This is a genomic window from Methylobacterium sp. Leaf456 (genome assembly GCF_001425465.1).
In the GTDB taxonomy this organism is placed as follows: Bacteria; Pseudomonadota; Alphaproteobacteria; order Rhizobiales; family Beijerinckiaceae; genus Methylobacterium.
Genome location: NZ_LMQV01000043.1, coordinates 496428 through 514920 on the forward strand (window position 1 = coordinate 496428; position 18493 = coordinate 514920).

Consider the following 18493-nt stretch of genomic DNA (forward strand, 5'->3'; position numbering starts at 1 on the left):
AGGCAGGGGGATCGAAAAAGGGGAAAATCAGCCCGTCGGGAATTCCAGCCCCATCTCGCGGTAGCGGGCGGGGTCGTCGGCCCAGTTCTCGCGGACCTTCACGTGCAGGAACAGGTGGACCTTGGCCTCGGCCACCTCGGAAATCTCAATGCGCGCGGCCTGCCCAATCGCCTTGATGGTCTGCCCGTTCTTGCCGAGCACGATCGAGCGCTGGCTCTCGCGCTCGACGAAGATGGTCTGCTCGATCCGCACCGAGCCGTCGGGCCGGGCCTGCCACTGATCGGTCTCGACGGTGGAGCGGTAGGGCAGCTCCTCGTGCAGCCGGTCGTAGATCTTTTCGCGGGTGATCTCGGCGGCCAGCATCCGCAGCGGCGCGTCCGAGACCTGATCCTCGGGGTAGAGCCAGGGGGAGGGCGGCATCCGCTGGGCCAGGGCGTCGCGCAGGCGCGCGATGCCATCGCCCTTGAGCGCCGAGATCATGAACGTGTCCTCGAACGGCACCAACTCGTTGAGCTTGGCGGCGAGTTCCAGCAGGCGCTCGCGCGGGATCAGGTCGATCTTGTTGAGGATCAGGATTTTCGGCCGCTTCACCTCGGGCAGGCGGCGGAGGATGGTCTCGACCTCCTCGTCCACGCCTTTTCGGGCATCGACCAAGAGGCAGACCGCGTCGGCGTCGGCCGCGCCGCTCCAGGCCGAATGCACCATCGCCCGGTCGAGGCGGCGCTTCGGCGCGAAGATGCCGGGGGTGTCCACCAGGATGATCTGGGCGACGCCCTCCATGACGATGCCGCGGACCAGCGCCCGCGTCGTCTGCACCTTGCGCGAGACGATCGAGACCTTGGCGCCGACGAGCGCGTTCAGCAGCGTCGACTTGCCCGCGTTCGGCACGCCGATCAGCGCGACGAAGCCCGCGCGCGTGTCCTGCGGCTGCCTCTGCTCGTGCGGTCCGCCTGTCGTGTCGTCCTCAGCCATGGGTATTGTCCTGATCCTGGGTGCCGCCGATGCCCTCGCGGGCCAGCACGGCGCGGGCGGCCTCCTGCTCGGCCACGCGCTTGGAATTGCCCTCGCCGAAGCCCGGCTCGATGCCATCGACCCGCACGGCGATGCGGAAGACCGGGGCGTGGTCGGGGCCGGAACGGTCCACCACCTCGTAGAACGGGATCGGCAGGCTGCGCGCCATCGCCCATTCCTGCAACGACGATTTGGCGTCGCGCCCGCGCGGGGCGCCGGTCACCTCGCCGGGGCGGAAGGCCGCCTGCACGATGACCTTGGTGGCCCCGTAGCCGGCGTCGAGGAACACCGCGCCGAGGATCGCCTCGCAGACATCGGCCAAGATGGTCTGATTGCGCCGCCCGCCGGTCTGGACCTCGCCGGGGCCGAGATTGAGATGGGGGCCGACCTCCCAGGCCTCGGCCACCGCCGCGCAGGTCTCCCGCCGCACGAGGCCGGCGAGCCGCCGCGACAGCTCGCCCTCCTCGGCCTCGGGGAAGGCGGTGTAGAGGCTCTCGGCGATGGCGAGGCCCAGCACGCGGTCGCCCAAGAATTCCAGGCGCTGGTAGCTGCCGACCCGGCCGGTATGGCCGGCCTTGCTGACATGGGTCAGCGCCAGCGGCAGCAGCGCGGTGTCGGTGAAGCGGTGGCCGATGCGGGCCTCCAGCACGTCGAGGCCCGGCCGCGGCCGCTGCGCCCGCCGGGCACGGCTGGAGCGCGGGGCGCCCTCGTCGGGCGCGCTCAACGCCGCCCGCCCGCCGGAGCGGGGTTCTGTGTCGATGCCGCGGTCACGAACGTGCAGATAGTCGTCAGTGGATCGTCGTGAAGAGGCGGTTCCAGCGGACATCCGCGGGCCAGCGCCAGAGCTGCCAAGCGGGGGTGCGCTCGTCGATCGAGAAGAAGATCATCTCGGCGCGGCCGACGAAGTTCTCGAACGGCACGTAGCCGACGCTGGAAAGATCGCGCGAATCGGTCGAGTTGTCGCGGTTGTCGCCCATCATGAAATAGTGCCCGTCCGGCACCGTGTAGACCGTGGTGTTGTCCCAGAAGCCGCGGTCGCCGTCGCGCTCGATCACCTTGTGGCTGACGCCGCCGGGCAGGGTCTCGGTGTACTGGGCCACCTTCACGGTCTGGTCGAAGGCGTCGAGGGTCTCATAGTCGGCGATGCGCTCGCGCTTGACCGGCTTGCCGTTGATGTTGAGCACGCCCTCGATCATCTGGATCTTGTCGCCGGGCAGGCCGATGACGCGTTTGATGTAGTCGGTGGCGTTGTCCTTCGGCAGCTTGAACACGGCGATGTCGCCGCGCTTCGGCTCAGCCGCCCAGATCCGCCCATGCGCCTCGAACGGCAGGTACTCGGACAGCGGCAGGGAGTATTTCGAGTAGCCGTAGGTGTATTTCGACACGAACAGGTAGTCGCCGATCAACAGCGTCGGGATCAGCGAACCCGAGGGGATGTTGAACGGCTGGAACAGGAGCGTGCGCACCACGAGCGCGATCAGCAGCGCCTGGACGCCGACCTTCACGGTCTCGCGGATGCTCTCCCAGGTGCCGGGTTCCGCCGCCCGGATCTCCGATTTGCTGTCGCGATCCACGCGTGCGGGTTCCATGATTTCGTTGCCTTCGCAGCCTTACACGCCGACGCCCGGCCCATGACCGCCCATCGCGCAACCGTTCTGCTGGGCCGGGGGTCTAGACCATGCGCGGCCCGCCCGCAACGCGAGGATAAGCCGGCTCAGCCGTGTATTCAGATCAGGGCTTGGCCGCCGGGACCGCCTCGATGATCACGAAGGCTTGTGCCAGGGGCGGTTCGTCGGTGAGCGTGATGTGCAGCCGCGCCTCGTAGCCGTCCGGGACCATGCGCGACAGGTGTTCCTGCGCACCCCCCGTCAACCGCAGCGTCGGCTTCCCGCCGGGCAGGTTCACCACCTCCATGTCGCGCCAGAACACGCCCTGGCCGATGCCGGTGCCGAGCGCCTTGGCGCAGGCCTCCTTGGCGGCGAAGCGCCGGGCATAGGACGGCGCGCGCGCCGCCCGCCGGTCGCACTTCGCCCGCTCGCCCTCGGTGAAGACGCGGTGGGTGAAGCGCTCGCCGTATTTTTCGAGGGAGTTCTCGATCCGGCGGATGTCGCAGAGATCGGTGCCGATGCCGAGGATCATAGGAAAACCGGCGCGCTGAGAAAGGATGAGGCACCCTGCCCTTCTCCCCGCACGCGGGGAGAGGCCTGCATGGACCTTGTCGTCCATGCAGGAAGCGGAGGCGAAGCCGGAGCGAGGGTGAGGGGGCGTGGACGAGTGAGACTCTTTCGGCTGCGCCCCCTCACCATCGCCTGCCGGCTCGCTTCATACCCCGACAAGGGGGCATGAAGCCCTCTCCCCGCGTGCGGGGAGAGGGGGATGCGCGGTCGGTTCGGTGATTTGTCCGAGAGGCCCATCGCTATCCGATTAACGCCGCGCCCGATCCATCGCCGCCCGCATGTCGTGCACCGCCTGCCGCAAGCCGACGAAAATCGCCTCGGCGATCAGCGCGTGGCCGATGTTCAGCTCGCGCAGCTGCGGCACGGCCGACACGGGGCCGACGCTGTCCAGCGTCAGGCCGTGGCCGGCATGGATTTCGAGGCCGAGCCCGGCGCCGTGGGCGGCGGCGCGCACGATCCGGTCGAGTTCGTGCGCCACGCGCGGGGCGTCGCCCGCCACGGCCGCCTCGCAATAGCTGCCGGTGTGCAGCTCGACGACGGGCGCCCCGAGGGCGTGGGCCGCGTCCATCACCGCCTCGTCGGGCTCGACGAACAGCGAGACGCGGATGCCGGCCTCCGTGAGCGTCGCGATGCGGGGCGCGAGGTGTTCGCGCCCGCCGACGATGTCGAGCCCGCCCTCGGTGGTGCGCTCCTCGCGCTTCTCCGGCACGAGGCAGGCGGCGTGCGGCCGGGTGTGGAGCGCGATGCCGACCATCTCGTCGGTCGCCGCCATCTCCAGGTTCAGCGGCACCGGCAGCGCCTTCAGGGCGGCGATGTCGGCGTCGCGGATGTGGCGGCGGTCCTCGCGCAGATGCGCGGTGATGCCGTCGGCACCCGCCGCCACGGCCTCTTGGGCGGCGCGCACCGGATCGGGCATGGACCCGCCGCGGGCGTTGCGGACGGTGGCGACGTGATCGATGTTCACGCCCAGGCGCAGGGACGACACGGCTTCTCTTGCCCGCTCATAAAGGGTTGGGCCGCCGGTTTAGCCGCTGCCGCCGGGGCTTGGAAGCGGCTCGGAAGCGGGACTTCGCCACGGGCTGCGGCGGCGGGCGCGGTTGCGCGGGCGGCGGAAGTGCCCAGATTGAGGCGCGGCCGTTCCGGCCGGAAGCCCAACCGATCGAGCGCGCATGCACGGCACGTTGTCCCGGCCGGATTCCCCGAAAAGCCGGCCGGCCGCCTCCCGGCTGCCGCTGACCCTGCGCTTGGCGTTGAGCGAACTGCGCGGCGGGCTCTTGGGCTTTCGCGTCTTCATCGCCTGCATCGCGCTGGGTGTCGCCGCGATCAGCGGCGTCACCTCGATCGCCGCCTCGCTCTCGGGCGGGCTCGGGCGCGAGGGCCGACGGATCCTCGGCGGCGACCTCACCTATTCGCTCGTCAATCGCGAGGCCTCGCCCGCCGAGCGCGCGGCGCTCGCCGAGAGGGGGCCGCTCTCCGAAGTCGCGACGCTGCGGGCCATGGCGGTGGCGGGCGACGGCGCGGCTTTGGTCGAGCTGAAGGCGGTCGATGCGTCGTATCCGGCGGTCGGCGCGCTCGAGTCCGATCCGGCCAAGCCGTTGCCCGAACTCCTGGCCGAGCGCGACGGAACCTACGGCGCGGTCGCCGATCCGGCGCTCCTGACCCGGCTCGATCTCAAGCCCGGCGACCGGGTGACGCTCGGCGGCTTCCCGGTTCAGATCCGCGCCGCGCTCGTGTCGGAGCCCGACAAGATCGCCGCAGGCGTCGGCTTCGGCCCGCGGCTGATGATCTCGCTGGCGGCGTTGCGCGCCACCGGCCTGATCCAGCCCGGCAGCCTCAACCAGTGGAGCTACCGCCTCCAACTCCCCGGCCTCGACGACGCGCAACTGACGGCCGCGGATGCCGCGATCCAGAAGGCCCTGCCCGAAGCGGGCTTTCAGATGCGCGCACGCACCAACGCCGACCCGCGCTTCGCCAAGGGCATCGAGCGCTTCACCCAGTTCCTGACGCTCGTCGGACTCACCGCTCTCATCGTCGGCGGCGTCGGCGTCGCCAACGCCGTGCGGGCCTTCGTCGATGGCCGGCGGGGCGCCATCGCGACGCTGAAGAGCGTCGGCGCGCCGGGCTCGCAGGTGGTCGGGCTCTACCTCGTGCAGGTGATGCTGATCGCGTCGCTCAGCACCGTGCTCGGGCTGATGCTCGGCGCCGCGCTGCCGTTCCTCCTCGACTTTGCCTTGCGCGACCAGCTTCCGCTGCCGCTCGATCCCGAGATCGCGCCGGGCCGCCTCGCCCTCGCCGCCGCCTACGGGCTGCTCACCGCGCTCGCCTTCGCGATCCTGCCGCTCGGCCGCGCCCACGACGTGCCGGTGGCGAGCCTGTTTCGCGACGGCGTCGATCCCGAGCGCCGTCGACCGCGCACACGCTACCTCGTCGGTTTGGCGCTGGCGCTCCTGGCGCTGGCCGGCCTTGCGCTCGCCACCGCCTTCGACCGGAAGGTGGCGCTGTATTTCATGATCGCCGCCGCGCTGGCCTTCGGCGGCCTGCGGCTCGTCGCCTCCGGCATCATGGCGCTCGCCGCCCGCCTGCCGCGCCCGCGGGCGATGGCGCCGCGGATGGCGCTCGCCAACCTCCACCGCCCCGGCGCGCTCACCCCCGCGGTGGTGCTCTCGCTCGGCCTCGGCACGACGCTGCTGGTGACGCTCGGCGCCATCGACGCCAACATCACCCGCGCGTTGGAGAGCTCGCTTCCGGGCCGCGCCCCGAGCCTGTTCTTCCTCGACGTGCCCTCGCGCGACGCGGAGGCCTTTTCGGCCTTCCTCGGCTCGCGCGCGCCGGACGCCAAGATCGAGCGGGTACCGATGATGCGGGGCCGCATCACCGCGCTCAACGGCACGCCCGCGGGCCAGATCAAGCCGCCGGAGGACGCCGCCTGGATTCTCGACGGCGACCGCGGCATCACCTACGCCGAGATCCTGCCCGAGGGCTCGCAGATCCTCGACGGAAAGTGGTGGAACGCGGAAGAAGCCAAGCAGCCGCTGGTCTCGTTCGAGTCGGACGCCGCCCGGGCGCTGGGCCTCACCGTCGGCTCCAGCGTCACCGTCAACGTGCTCGGCCGCGCGATCACCGCGAAGGTCGCCAACCTCCGCAAGGTCGAGTGGCGCTCGCTCGGCATCAACTTCGTGATGGTGTTCTCCCCCGGCACTTTTCGCGGGGCGCCGCATGCGGACTTGGCCACCCTGACGCTGCCGAACGGCCCGGAGCCCAAGCTGGAGGCCGAGATCGTGCGCGACGCCGCCAAGGCGTTCCCCTCCGTCACCAGCGTGCGGGTGAAGGACGCGCTGGATGCCGTCAACGACCTCGTCCACAAGCTGACGCTGGCGATCCGCGGCGCCAGCGTGGTGGCGATCCTGACGAGCCTGCTCGTGCTGGCCGGCGCGCTCGCCGCCGGGCACCGGGCCCGGCTCTACGACGCGGTGGTGCTCAAAGTGCTCGGCGCCACGCGCAAACGGCTTCTCCTGGCCTACATCCTCGAATACGGTGCGCTGGGTGCCGTCACCGCCGTCTTCGGCATCGTCGCCGGAACGCTGGCCGGCTGGGGCATCGTCGCACGGGTGATGCGGCTCGATTTCCGGCCCGATCCGGCCGGCGCCCTGATGGTGGCGGCCATCGCCGTCGCCTTCGCGGTGATCGTGGGCCTTGCCGGCACGTGGCGCATCCTCGGCCAGAAGCCGGCACCCTATCTGCGTCAGTTTTGAATTATGTTTCGCCAACGGCGCAAGACAAGCTTTAATCCCGGTCTTTGGTTAAAAACTTTCGCGCGCAGAACGACTTGAAATCTTGGGCCGAAGCTTCAGCGCCCTCTTGTCTGAGACTGTCGGAGCGAACATATTCCCCGGCGAGGCGCGCCCGACGCGCCGGGGTTCGCGCGTGGACCTCGTATCGATCCCGCGCCGGGAGCTTCCAAGGGAAACTTTCATGGCATTCGACAACAGCCCGTTCCGCTACGGTGCTCAGCCGCAGGGATACGCCGGCTCCCAGGTCGAGATCGACCAGGGCCTGCGCAGCTTCATGCTGGGCGTCTACAACAACATGGTCGTCGGCCTCGGGATCTCCGGTCTCGTGGCTTTGGGCCTCAACATGGCCGCCGTCGCGCAGACCGGCACCGGCCGCGTCGCGCTCACGCCGTTCGGCCAGTTCCTCTACACCAGCCCGTTCAAGTGGGTGCTGATGCTGGCGCCGATCGCCTTCATCTTCGTCTTCTCGTTCCGGATGGACCGGATGTCGGCCGCCTCGGCGCGGACGACGTTCTGGGCCTTCGCGGCGGTGATGGGCGCCTCCATGTCCACCCTGCTGCTCGTCTATACGGGCGCCAGCGTGGTCCGGGTATTCTTCATCACGGCGGCGACCTTCGGCGCGCTCAGCCTCTACGGCTACACGACCAAGCGTAGCCTGTCGGGCATGGGCACGTTCCTGATGATGGGTGTGATCGGCCTGATCATTGCCTCGATCGTCAACATCTTCCTGGCGTCCTCCGCGCTGCAATTCGCGATCTCGGCGCTCGGCGTGCTGATCTTCGCGGGCCTCACCGCCTACGACACGCAGAAGCTCAAAGAGATGTTCCTCTACAGCGGCCTCGACGCCGAGGGCGCGGCCAAGATGTCCATCAACGGCGCCCTGACGCTGTACCTGGACTTCATCAACATGTTCCAGTTCCTGCTCTCGCTCCTCGGCGACCGCCGCTAAGCGAACCGCAGACTGAGATGAGGAAGAGCCCCGGCCGAAAGGCCGGGGCTTTTTCGTTGTCTGGGTGCCTTTCTTCGCCGCACCGACCACGCCCGTCATTCCGGGTTCCGCTCCGCGGCCCCGGAATGACGGCGGAGTGTCATCGGGAACCGTCGGCAGACCTCACCCCGCCATCGCCCGCTCCAACTCCGAAAACACCCGCGGTTCGCCGCATTGCCCAACGTTGAAGCGCAAAAAGTCGCCCGCGCCCTGGCTGAGCGAAAAGACGTTGCCCGGCGCCAGCACGACGCCCCGCGCCAGCGCCCGGCGGGAGATGTCGGCGGCGTCGAGCCCGTCCGGCAGGCGCGCCCACAGGAACATGCCGCCGGTCGGCACGAACGGCACGGTGAGCCCGGCCTTGCCCAATCGTTGCACCACCCGGCCACGCTGGTCGGCGAGCCGCGTGCGGAGCGCGTCGAGATGGTGGCGGTAGCTGCCCTCACTGAGGAAGCGGTGGATCGTCGCCGCCGCGAGATGCCCGTCGCTGAGCGAGACCGCGAGCTTGAGATCGACCAGCCGTTCCACCCAGTCGCCGCGGAGCGCCACGACGCCGGCCCGCACCCCGGTCGAGAGCGTCTTCGAGAAACCGCCGACATGGATCACCCGGTCGAGCCCGTCGAAGCCCGCGAGCCGCGGCCCCGGCTCGACCTCGAAATCGGCATAGGCATCGTCTTCCACGATCAGGGTGCCGTGCACCTCGGCGAGCCGCAGGATGCGATGGACCACCATCGGCGTCAGCGTCGCGCCGGTCGGATTGTGCAGGCCGGAATTGGTGACGTAGAGCCGCGGCTTGTGCTCGGTGAGTACCCGCTCGAACGCGGCGAGGTCGGGCCCCTCCGGCCCGAACGGCACGCCGACCATCCGCAGCCGGTGGGCGCGGGCGAGCGCCTGAAAGCTGAAATAGCACGGATCGTCCAAGAGCACCGTGTCGCCGGGCTCGGTGAGGAAGCGCAGCGTCAGGTCGAGCGCCTGCGTGGTCGAATCGGTCAGCACCAGTTGATCGGGATGGGCGAGGATGCCGCGCTCGGTCAGCCGCCGCGCCATGAGCTGGCGCAACGGCGCGTGGCCCTGCGGCGTGTCGTAGAACAGCACCGCCTCGCTGCGCCGCGCCACCTGCCGCAGCGCCCGGCGTAGCGCCTCCTCGGGAAGCCAGTCGGGGGGAAGCCAGCCGCAGCCGGGTTTGAGATGGTCGGGCCCGGCCTCCAGCGATTGCCGGGTGATCCAGACCGGGTCCACCGCCCGGTCGAGGCGGGGCCCGAGTGCGGCCAGACTCAGCGGCTCGGCGCGGGCCGCGACGTAGAAGCCCGAGCCGGGGCGCGAGACGATGGCGCCCTGCGCCGCCATCCGGTCATAGGCTTCGACCACGGTCGATTTCGACACCTCCATGCTCTCGGCGAAGGCCCGCACCGAGGGCAGGCGGGCGCCGGGCCCGAGCGCGCGGCTCTGGATGCGCGCCTCGATCGCCCGCATCACCGCCTCGACCCGGCTGAGGCCCGTCTCCCGCGGCAGCTCCGTCATGATCGATCCTCCGAACCGTACCGGCCGATGTCCCGGACAGTTCATCGGAATTGTACTGTAATCGTCCCTGTCGGGACAGGGCATCCGGCGGCATACCGAGGCCGCCTCATCGCAACCGACAGGAGACCCCCATGACCTTCACCGACGACGTGTCCGCCCAGAAGGCCGGATCCCTCGCCTTCCTGGCCCGCCGCGTCCGCGACGCCGTCGTGCTGGCCGCCGGTGCCATCCTCGCCCTGCCGCTGATCGTGCCGTTCGCGTGAGCCGGCCCGTCGCCGCGGCGCTCGATGCGCCGCCGAGTGCACGCCCGACCGGCGCGCTCCTCGACGGGCTGATCGGCGTGGCGATCTTCAGCGGCTCGCTCCCCGCCACGCGGCTCGCGCTCACCGGGTTCGATCCGCTGTTCCTCACATCGGCCCGCGGGGCGCTGGCCGGCCTCGCCTCGGCGGCCCTGCTCGCCATCGTCCGGCCGCGGCTCCCGGCGGGGGGCGACATCGCCGCCTTCGGCGTGCTGTCGCTCTGCGTGGTCCTGGCCTTTCCGCTGCTGACGGCGTTCGCCCTGATGCGGGTCGAATCCGCCCACGCCATCGTCTTCATCGGTCTGCTGCCGCTCGCGACCGCCGGCTTCGGCGCGCTGCGGGCCGGCGAGCGGCCGTCGCGCCGGTTCTGGCTCTTCGCGTGCCTCGGCAGCGCGATCGTCGCCGGCTTTGCGCTCCGCGGCGGCGTCAGCCTGGAACCCGCCGACCTGCTGATGCTCGCCGCCATCGTGGCGGGTGGGCTCGGCTATGCCGAGGGCGGGCGCCTGTCGCGCCGGCTCGGCGGCTGGCCGGTGATCGCCTGGGCGAATGTCGCGGCGCTGCCCGTCACCCTGCCGCTGGCGTGGTGGCTCGCGTCGCCGCACGTCTCCGGCATTCCGGGCCCAGCCTGGGCCGGGCTCGGCTACGTCTCGCTGTTTTCCATGCTGATCGGCTTCGTGTTCTGGAACCGGGGGCTCGCCCGCGGCGGCATCGCGGCGGTGGGGCAGCTCCAACTGCTCCAACCCTTTCTTGGGCTGGCTCTGGCCGCCCTGCTGCTCGGCGAGCGGATCGAGCCCGCCATGGTGATCGCCGCGCTGGCCGTGGTGGCCTGCGTGGCGGGTGCGCGCCGGGCGGCGTGAGGGATCGCTTCGGGCCGCCTCACTCGGCGGTGCAGTTCGCCTCGTACAAGGCTTTCGCCCGCTGCATCGCCTTGAAGTCGGCGGGGCTGGCCGGGCTGCGCAGCTCCGGCCCCTCGGGCAGGCGCGCGAAAAAGTTTTCGGACAAGTCGGCGACGAACGGGCGGGGGCCGGCATGGGTGCCCATGCGGTTCCTCACATCGACCGTGCCGCACACGGCCCCGTCCCGGCCCTTTCGCAAGCCGGCGATGCGGGCCTCAGGATCGGGAAACTGGCGGCCGACCAGAACGAGGATCGTGCTGGCGGCGGGCGGCCCGACGGTGGCCGCCGAACCATCGACGATGCTCTGGGCTCGCGCGCCCGGCGCGGCGAGGAGCAGGAGTGCCGCGAGGAGCCCGCGCATCTCAGCCGGCCTTCGCCAGCACTTCGATGTCGCGGTCCATGCCGCTCTCGACCTTGAACTCGCGGGTGTAGACCTGCCCGTCGTGGCGGGCGATCAGCACGTAGTCGCCCTCCGCCAGCGTCACGGACGGGAAGGCGCCGATCGCCTCGCGGATCGTGTCGCCGCCCGGCGTCAGCACGCTGAAGGCGGTGCCGGCGAAGGCCTCGGTGCCCGGCGCGGCGACGAGCTTCAGGGTCACGGTCGCGGCGCGGTGGTTGAGGGTGGCGTCGGTGATCTTGCCGGTCTCGACCTTGAGGTCGGCCCGCTGGATCGCGTTCGACTCGCCGTAATTCGACACCACGTGGTAGACGCCCTCGGGCAGGCGCACGATCTCGCCGGCCTTGATGCCGCTGCGCACCAGCCGCCCTTCCGAATTGGTGCCCGCGGGCACGAACACCGAGAAGGCGAGCTGGTTCGGTGTGATCTTCTGGTCGCCGATGGCACCCGAGAGCTTCAGCGCGCCGGCGGCCACCTTGAGCTGCTCGCTCACCGGCTGGCCCGAGAGGGTCACCCGCTTCGAGGCGCTGGCATAGCCGTAGGTGACGGTGGCGACGTAGGAGCCCGCGGGCAGCTTCAGGATCGGGGCGGGATCGTTCGAGCGGGCGACGATGGCAGGCCGCCCGGTCTCGCCCTTGTCCTCGAAGATGCGCCAGCTCAGCCCCGCGCGCACCGGCTGGTTGGCGCCGACGAAGCTCGCCGAGAGCGACAGATCCGCCTCGGCCTCCGGCACGGGCGGGGGCAGCATCGGCGAGGTGATGCCGGGGGAGGGGAGGCCGGGCCCGAACGGGTCCTGCGCGTGGGCTGCGAGCGGCGTCAGGCCGAGGAGGACCGTCGCGATACGGCAGCCGCGTCCCATCGTCCCGTTCTCCCGCACGAAGCCCCCGAATGTGCCGCGGCTCTTGAAACCCGACCGTGGCGGCGGCAAGGCCAGATCAGTTTCGACCCGAGCCCGCGGATTGTCCATGACCTCCCCAGTTGCTGTGACGGAAGACGCTCGCAAAGACGCTCGCACCCACGACATGCTGCGCACCCGCCGCTCGGTGGCGCCGATCGCCCTCGACGGCCCCGGCCCCTCGGCGGACGAACTCGACGGGTGGCTCGCCATCGCGTCGCGGGTGCCCGACCACGGCAAGCTCGCCCCCTGGCGCTTCCTCGTGATCGAGGGCGAGGCGCGCCACCGCCTCGGCGAGACCATCGCGAACACCCACGCGGCGGACTTCCCCGAGGCCGACGCCAAGCGCCTCGAACTGGAGCGCCAACGTCTCGCGCACGCACCGCTCGTGGTCGCGGTGGTCTCCCGCGCCGGCCCCCATGTCAAAATTCCGGAATGGGAGCAGGTGCTGTCGGCGGGCGCCGTCTGCATGAACTTCGTCGTGGCGGCCAACGCGGCGGGCTACGCCACCGCGTGGCTGACCGAGTGGTTCGCCTACGACCGGCGCGTGCTCGATGCGCTGGGGTTGGAGCCGTCCGAGCGGATCGCCGGCTTCATCCATGTCGGGCGCGCCCGCGAGGTGCCCTCCGACCGGCCGCGGCCGGAGCTTGCGCAGATCGTCACCCGGCTCTGAGGGCTCTTCCATGTATTACGAGGCCGACGCCCCGAGCCTGCCGCACAACCCGCTGAAGGCCATCGTCGCCCCGCGACCGATCGGCTGGATCAGCGCCATGGACGCTCAGGGCCGGGTGAACCTCTCGCCCTACTCGTTCTTCAACGCGGTCGGGGGCGATCCCGACATGGTGATGTTCTCCTCCGTCGGCCGCAAGGACGCGATCACCTTCGCGGAGGAGGGCGGCGAGTTCGTCTGCAGCCTCGCGACCTTCGACCTGCGCGAGGCCGTCAACGCCACCTCGGCGCCGCTGCCGCGGGGCGAGAGCGAGTTCGGCTTCGCCGGCCTGACACCGGCCCCCTCGCGAAAAGTGCGCCCGCCGCGGGTGGCGGAATCGCCCGCCGCACTCGAATGCAAATGGCTCCAGACCGTGCCGCTGGTGCCGCTGGACGGCTCCGAACCCAACAACTTCCTCGTGATCGGTCAGGTGGTCTCGCTCTACATCGACGACCGCTTCGTGCGGGACGGGCGCGTCGACACTGGGGCCATGCGCCCGATCCTGCGCGGCGGCTATTTCGACTACTTCACCGCCGAGCCCGAGACCCGGTTCGAGCTGCGCCGGCCGAAAGGTGGGGGCGGCTGAGGGCGCGGGTTTTCGCCACCGTCGGGAGGCGATGGCGCAGATCGCCTCAGCCCGCGAGTCGGCTCGATGGGCAGGTCTTTACGCAAGATTTCCGGGTTCTCGATAAGGCTCCGACGATGGCATCGGCGCAGCGTTCGGCCTGTTGCGATTCGGAACGTGACCGGCCCCGGCTACCGAGATCGCTTTTGCATATTGGCCGGCAAACACCGCTGCTCTGTAATTTAAAATCGCCGATCGAAGTCGCGAACTGCTTCTCGATGCATTCGGGTTTGATTTTTCTTTCAATATATCTTTGCGACCGTTGTGGGAGCGACTGAATATTGTGGTGCCTGAAGGGGCGGTGCGGGCTGGAAGAATTGGAATATTGCTTTGGCAAGTATTTTGCTTCCCCCTGATTCGTCGAGGATTGACGTCGGCATGGAGGGTGGTTGCGGATGGAAAGACTCTCACAACTGGATGCCTTGCGCGGCGTCGCAGCGCTGAGCGTCGTTCTCGGCCATCTCTACCTGGCTTATAACGGCAGCGAAGCTGGGTGGGTCTACAGGACAGCCTTGTCCCCGTTCGTCAGCGGCACAATGGCCGTCGTTCTGTTCTTCGTTCTGAGCGGTTTCGTCTTGTCTCTGCCGTATGCCGCCGGAAGAGGGCGGTCATACCCCGCCTTCGCAGTCGGCCGTTTGATTCGGCTGTACCCTCCAGTCATCGTCTTCGTCCTGATTTCGGCAGCGATCGGCTACCTGATCCATGGACAGCCGTCACCGGATGGCCTCAGACGTGCATTTCGCATGTGGGACGAACAGGTGTCGTGGTTGAACGTTGCCGCACACCTCCTGGCGCTGGGCTTCCCGGCCGACAGCATAAGGCTCAATCCGCCGATCTGGAGCCTCATCGTCGAAATCAGAGCCTCGCTGGCCTTTCCGCTTTTGTTTCTGATCGTCGTCCGCTTTGGGATCAGCTCGGTCGTAGCCTTCGGTGTCGCTTCTTTGTTATGAATTTATGTAAAATCTTACATTGACAACAGCTCTCCTGTCGTCGCCTCCAGCTTTAGTGCTTCACTTTTGCTCACCGCTCGCTATCTCGTCTACTTTACGATGGGCATCGCCCTGGCGCTTCACGTTGATCGGGTGAGAATTTTATACGGTCATATCCCTCGGTACGGGCACGTTATTCTGATCGTCGCGGCGATCGCGCTCACTTCTCTCATCGGTTTTCTCGGGAAAACGTCTGGAAGCCTGGTTTACTTCCTGTATGGCCTCGTCGCGTCATACATCATCGCGATATGCATCTGTTCGCCGACAGCGGCGAAACTTCTGGAACCGCGGGTCGTCCGCTGGCTTGGGAACATCTCCTTCAGCCTTTACCTGTCGCACTGGCCGGTCCTGGTGCTGGTCCTTTACCTGACCAATGGCATCGTGCCGCTGCCGTGGGCGATCCTCCTCGCCCTCCCGTTGATTCTCCTCGTCGCGCAGGCGATGGAGGCATGGGTCGAGCGGCCGACGCATCAGGCTGCGAAATGGGCGGCCCGCACGATCGATCAGAGACGTATGAGCGCCGCCGCCGGTGACTCCAATTCCCTGCTGACGAGCGACGCGCGGTCGGGCGTGGAATCATCGAACGCAGACCCATTGCTACCCCGTCGAGCCGCGTCCCGACCTTGATGAAGAGTGGAGCCCGCGATCCGCGAGGCCTCGCGCCGCCTCCGGCGCCCCTCAGAGTACCGCGGACGGATCGCGGGTGATCAACAGTCCGAAACCCTCCTGCCGCGCCGCCGCGACGGCGTGCTCGATCCCGTCCGGCCCGGAATAGGCGAACGTCCTCGCCCCCGCCGCCGCCGCCGCGAGGCGGACCAGGGCGCGCGCCTGGGCGAGCGTCTCCCCCGCGGCTTCGGCGCCGAGAGCGACTGCAAGCGCCGCCTCGTCGAGCCCGAGCCCGTCGAGCCGTGGGCTCGCGCCGACGAAGCTCCGTGCCTCCAGCACCCCTAGGGGAGCGGCGACCTGCGCCAGGATGCGCAGCTGCCCGTCCGGCCAGCCGCGTTCGGCCTCGTGCACCGCGAGCCGGGCGCCGAGCGCCGCCACGTCGCAGCCGGCGCGGGCGGCGAGCAGCACCGCGTCCGGTGCCTCCGCGGGCAAGGGTGCGTCGGGACGGTCGAGGGCGAGGATGAGGCGCGTGGCCCCGATCCGCCCGCGCAGGCCCAACGGGAGCGGGCCCTCGACCACCAGAGCATCCACTCCGCCCACGCGGCGCACCGCATCCGCGGCCGACCCGCGGAAGGCGAGGCGGGGTGTGCGGGAACGGGCGTCACAAGCTGCGGGGATCATTCAACGTTTCTTTACCATGCGGAGCGGAAAGTCCCGTTTCGAGGGGTCGATCGCCGATCCTCGCGGGCCGCGTCATGTTCCTGTTCACCAATGCTCCCGTCGGCACGCGCGAGACCGGCCCCGCCGCCGCCTCCGCGCGCCCGGCGAACGCGGCGAGCGGCGAGGTGATCGCGGCGATCCGCGACGGGGCGCAGACGAGCGGCGTCGGCTTCGACTACCTGCTCGCCACGGCGCAGCGCGAATCGAGCCTCAACCCCACCGCCAAGGCCGGCACCTCGACGGCGACCGGCCTGTTTCAGTTCATCGAGCAGACCTGGCTCGGCGTCATGAAGAACGCAGGGAGCAAGCTCGGGCTCGGCACCTACGCCGATGCCATCACGGCCCGCTCCGACGGCACCTACACGGTCTCCGACCCGACGACGCGTCAAGCCATCCTCGATCTGCGCCGCGACCCGAAGGTGTCAGCGACGATGGCCGGCGCCCTGACCCAGCGCAACCGCGACGCGCTCGGCACCGCGCTCGGGCGCGAGCCGACCTCCGGCGACCTCTACGCCGCCCACGTGCTCGGGGCGCGCGGGGCGACCACGCTGATCAACTCGGCGCAAGGGAGCCCGGCCCGCGCCGCCGCCCTCGACCTGCCGGAGGCGGCTTCTGCCAACCGCAGCCTGTTCTACGATAAGGTTGGGCGCCCGCGCTCGTCCTCGGAACTCTACGCCCTGCTCTCTACCGCGACCGCGGGCGCGCCGACCCCGGTGGCGACGGGCGCCGCCGAGCCGCCCACGGCCTACGCCTCGCTGGAGGGCGGCCTGCGCACGCTGTTCCAGACCGACCGGCGCCAGGGCGCGATCTCGGAGGGCGTGGCCAAGATCTGGCAGGGCCGCGCGAACGGCACCGAGGCGGCCCGGCCCGCGCCGACCTATTTTCCGCGCTCCGACGCGTCGGACGACGTGATCCACACGGCCTCGATTCCGGACGCGGGCGCCGACCCGGTGCTCTCGACCCCGATCGTCGTGCCGCTGCCGCCGCGCCGCCCTGCTGGGCTCGGCCAAGCAGCAACAGGTACGGCAGGCGCGGAGCCGACCGCTGCGGCGACGCTCCCGTCCAAAAAAATCTTCTTCGACCTGTCCTCCTACAACCTTCGGAACGGCTCATGATCCTCCGCCAGTTCCTCACCCTGACGCAGCACGCCTCCGCCGAGCGGCGGGCCGAGGCCGCGGGCACCCTGGCGCAAGCCTATCTCGACGGCAGCCTCGGGCCCGACGCGGCCTGGGAGGCCAAGACCGCGCTCCTCGCTCTGCTCGACGATCCGGCGCTCGCCGTGCGCCGGGCGCTGGCCGAGGCCTGCGCGGATTCGGCCGGCGCACCGCGGCCCCTTGTGGTGGCGCTCGCCTCCGACCATCCCGAGATCGCCTGCTTCGTGCTGGCGCGCTCGCCCGTGCTGATGGATGCCGACCTCGTCGATTGCGTCGCCATCGGCTGCGAGGCGGCCCGCGCTGCGGTCGCCGCCCGGCCCGACCTGTCCAAGCCCGTTGCCGCCGCGCTCGCCGAAGTCGCCGGCCTTCCTTCGCTGACGGCGCTGGCAAAAAATCCGCGCGCGTCGATCGGCACCGCCGCCTTCCTGCGCATGGTCGAGCGCCACGGCGAGGATGCGGAGCTGCGCCGCGCGCTGCTCGCCCGGCACGACCTCGCCATCGAGGTCCGTCACGCCGTCGTCGCGCTGCTGGCCGAGCAGCTCGCCCGCGCCGGCCAGGATGCCGGCTGGATGAATTCCGAGCGCGGCGCCCGCGTCGCCCGCGAGGCCCGCGATTCCGCGGCCCTCGCGCTCGGCGACGAATCCGGCGAGACCGGGCTCGCCCGGCTCGTGGCGCATCTGCGGGTGCAGGAGCAACTCACCGCCGGGTTGATCCTGCGGGCGATCCTGTCGCTGCGCCTGCCCTTCGCCGAGGCCGCCTTGTCCGAACTGAGCGGCCTCAGCCGCGCCCGCGTCGCCGGGCTGATGTTCGAGCCGCACAGCGCCGGCTTCATCGCGCTCCACCGCCGCGCGGGGCTACCCGCCCTGCTGCTGCCGGGCATCCAGGCGGCGCTGACCGTCTGGTGCGAGGCCGCGGACGGGCGTGGCGGCCCGACCGGCCCGCGGCTCGCTCGCTCGATGATCGAGGCGGCGCTGACGGCCTGCGAGACCCTGCCCGTCGCCGAGGCCCGCGGGCTGGTGGCTTTGCTGTCCCGCTTCGAGGCCGAGGCGGCGCGCGACGAAGCGCGCCTGTTCGCCCAAGCGCAGATCGAGGCCCACGCCCGCGACGAGGCCGCCCATCGGCTCGCCGCGCCCGAGACGCTCGCCGCGACCGACGGCTGGGCCGAGGTTCTGGCCGATGCCTGGGACGACTCTGAGGCTTCGGCGCTGCCGGAGGTGATCGAGCTGCCCGCGCCGGAGGCCGTGACCGAGCCGGTCGTGAGCGAACCGATCTCGGCCGAACCGATCCTGGCCGAACCGATCTCGGCCGAGCTGCGCCTGTCCGAGCCGGAGCCGAGCTTGCCCGAGCCCGCCCTGCCGGATACCGCGACCGCCTGGCCGCTGGCGCCGCGGCCGGAGGAGCGCCTGGGCGCGCCGGTTGTCGCCGAGGCGCCGTCCACGCTCACCGCCGCTGCGACCGAGACGCTGCTCGCCGGCCTCACGGAAGCCCTGATGGAGAGCGTCCTCTCCGTCCGCTCAAGCGCCGCCCCGAAGGCAGCCCCGCAGGCGGTCCCCGAGGTCCGGCCGGAGCCGAAGCCCGCGGCGCGCCCGCGCGAGATCGCGCTGGCCGTGGCCGCCGGGATGATCCCGCAGGATCTCGTGCTCAGCTACCGCGCCGACCGTCGCCGCGAGCGGCTGGCGGCCTGAGGGTCGATCCGACCGGCCCGTCCCACCCCAACC

At 70.3% G+C, this 18493-nt stretch carries 17 protein-coding genes and 1 pseudogene; 9 read left to right on the forward strand and 9 right to left on the reverse strand.

Features of this window, described 5'->3' with window-relative positions; translation table 11 throughout:
- Positions 1-27: 27 nt before the first annotated feature.
- The 5 genes from era to ASG52_RS23785 all read right to left on the reverse strand — a co-directional run bounded on the left by era (position 28) and on the right by ASG52_RS23785 (position 4173).
- Positions 28-972 (reverse strand): GTPase Era, encoded by a 945-nt coding sequence (gene era, locus ASG52_RS23765; protein WP_056248719.1) that lies wholly within the window; start codon positions 970-972, stop codon positions 28-30.
- Positions 965-1735: a ribonuclease III gene (gene rnc, locus ASG52_RS23770; protein ID WP_056248721.1), complete on the reverse strand. Its 771-nt coding sequence runs from the start codon at positions 1733-1735 to the stop codon at positions 965-967. The genes era and rnc overlap by 8 nt, the downstream gene beginning before the upstream one ends.
- 64 nt (positions 1736-1799) lie before the next feature.
- Positions 1800-2600, reverse strand: a complete 801-nt coding sequence (gene lepB / locus ASG52_RS23775; protein ID WP_056248722.1) for a signal peptidase I — start codon at positions 2598-2600, stop codon at positions 1800-1802.
- Positions 2601-2742: 142 nt separating this feature from the next.
- On the reverse strand, positions 2743-3150 hold the full coding sequence (gene acpS / locus ASG52_RS23780; protein ID WP_056248724.1) for a holo-ACP synthase: 408 nt from the start codon (positions 3148-3150) through the stop codon (positions 2743-2745).
- A 285-nt stretch (positions 3151-3435) separates the two neighbouring features.
- Positions 3436-4173 carry a pyridoxine 5'-phosphate synthase gene (locus tag ASG52_RS23785; protein ID WP_056248726.1) on the reverse strand — a complete coding sequence of 246 codons (738 nt, stop codon included), beginning with the start codon at positions 4171-4173 and terminating at the stop codon, positions 3436-3438.
- Positions 4174-4357: 184 nt separating this feature from the next.
- Between ASG52_RS23785 and ASG52_RS23790 the strand changes: the two genes are divergently transcribed.
- Together ASG52_RS23790 and ASG52_RS23795 are read left to right on the forward strand one after the other, a co-directional pair.
- Positions 4358-6940 carry an ABC transporter permease gene (locus ASG52_RS23790; RefSeq protein WP_056248729.1) on the forward strand — a complete coding sequence of 861 codons (2583 nt, stop codon included), beginning with the start codon at positions 4358-4360 and terminating at the stop codon, positions 6938-6940.
- Positions 6941-7160: 220 nt separating this feature from the next.
- A complete protein-coding gene (locus tag ASG52_RS23795; protein WP_056248732.1) occupies positions 7161-7928 on the forward strand; it encodes a Bax inhibitor-1/YccA family protein in 768 nt (255 codons plus the stop codon).
- 162 nt (positions 7929-8090) lie between these two features.
- On the opposite strand, the gene ASG52_RS23800 is transcribed toward ASG52_RS23795, so the two are convergent.
- Positions 8091-9485, reverse strand: a complete 1395-nt coding sequence (locus ASG52_RS23800) for an aminotransferase-like domain-containing protein (protein WP_056248735.1) — start codon at positions 9483-9485, stop codon at positions 8091-8093.
- Positions 9486-9616: 131 nt separating this feature from the next.
- On the opposite strand from ASG52_RS23800, the gene ASG52_RS28550 reads away from it, so the two are divergent.
- Both ASG52_RS28550 and ASG52_RS23805 read left to right on the forward strand, forming a co-directional pair.
- The gene (locus tag ASG52_RS28550; protein WP_286159154.1) at positions 9617-9748 is read left to right on the forward strand and encodes a hypothetical protein; all 132 of its coding nucleotides are present in this window, start codon (positions 9617-9619) and stop codon (positions 9746-9748) included.
- The gene (locus tag ASG52_RS23805; protein WP_082552714.1) at positions 9745-10641 is read left to right on the forward strand and encodes a DMT family transporter; all 897 of its coding nucleotides are present in this window, start codon (positions 9745-9747) and stop codon (positions 10639-10641) included. The genes ASG52_RS28550 and ASG52_RS23805 overlap by 4 nt, the downstream gene beginning before the upstream one ends.
- Positions 10642-10660: 19 nt before the next feature.
- On the opposite strand, the gene ASG52_RS23810 is transcribed toward ASG52_RS23805, so the two are convergent.
- Together ASG52_RS23810 and ASG52_RS23815 are read right to left on the reverse strand one after the other, a co-directional pair.
- Positions 10661-11041 (reverse strand): hypothetical protein, encoded by a 381-nt coding sequence (locus tag ASG52_RS23810; RefSeq protein ID WP_056248738.1) that lies wholly within the window; start codon positions 11039-11041, stop codon positions 10661-10663.
- Between the two features lies 1 nt (position 11042).
- A complete protein-coding gene (locus ASG52_RS23815) occupies positions 11043-11936 on the reverse strand; it encodes an RgsD C-terminal domain-containing protein (protein ID WP_056248740.1) in 894 nt (297 codons plus the stop codon).
- A 163-nt stretch (positions 11937-12099) separates the two neighbouring features.
- On the opposite strand from ASG52_RS23815, the gene ASG52_RS23820 reads away from it, so the two are divergent.
- The 3 genes and pseudogenes from ASG52_RS23820 (at position 12100) to ASG52_RS28555 (ending at position 14922) form a co-directional block, all read left to right on the forward strand.
- A complete protein-coding gene (locus ASG52_RS23820; protein WP_286159155.1) occupies positions 12100-12645 on the forward strand; it encodes a nitroreductase family protein in 546 nt (181 codons plus the stop codon).
- 10 nt (positions 12646-12655) lie between these two features.
- Positions 12656-13267, forward strand: coding sequence for a flavin reductase family protein (locus ASG52_RS23825; RefSeq protein WP_056248746.1), 612 nt, complete (start codon positions 12656-12658; stop codon positions 13265-13267).
- 434 nt (positions 13268-13701) lie between these two features.
- A pseudogene (locus ASG52_RS28555) lies at positions 13702-14922 on the forward strand (acyltransferase family protein).
- Between the two features lie 51 nt (positions 14923-14973).
- Here ASG52_RS28555 and ASG52_RS23840 read toward each other — a convergent pair.
- Positions 14974-15501, reverse strand: a complete 528-nt coding sequence (locus tag ASG52_RS23840) for an aldolase/citrate lyase family protein (protein ID WP_286159156.1) — start codon at positions 15499-15501, stop codon at positions 14974-14976.
- A gap of 155 nt (positions 15502-15656) precedes the next feature.
- Here ASG52_RS23840 and ASG52_RS23845 point away from each other — a divergent pair, with 155 nt between their 5' ends.
- Positions 15657-16736 (forward strand): transglycosylase SLT domain-containing protein, encoded by a 1080-nt coding sequence (locus tag ASG52_RS23845; RefSeq protein WP_056248757.1) that lies wholly within the window; start codon positions 15657-15659, stop codon positions 16734-16736.
- The gene (locus ASG52_RS23850; RefSeq protein WP_056248759.1) at positions 16733-18460 is read left to right on the forward strand and encodes a DUF2336 domain-containing protein; all 1728 of its coding nucleotides are present in this window, start codon (positions 16733-16735) and stop codon (positions 18458-18460) included. The genes ASG52_RS23845 and ASG52_RS23850 overlap by 4 nt, the downstream gene beginning before the upstream one ends.
- Positions 18461-18493 lie beyond the last annotated feature (33 nt).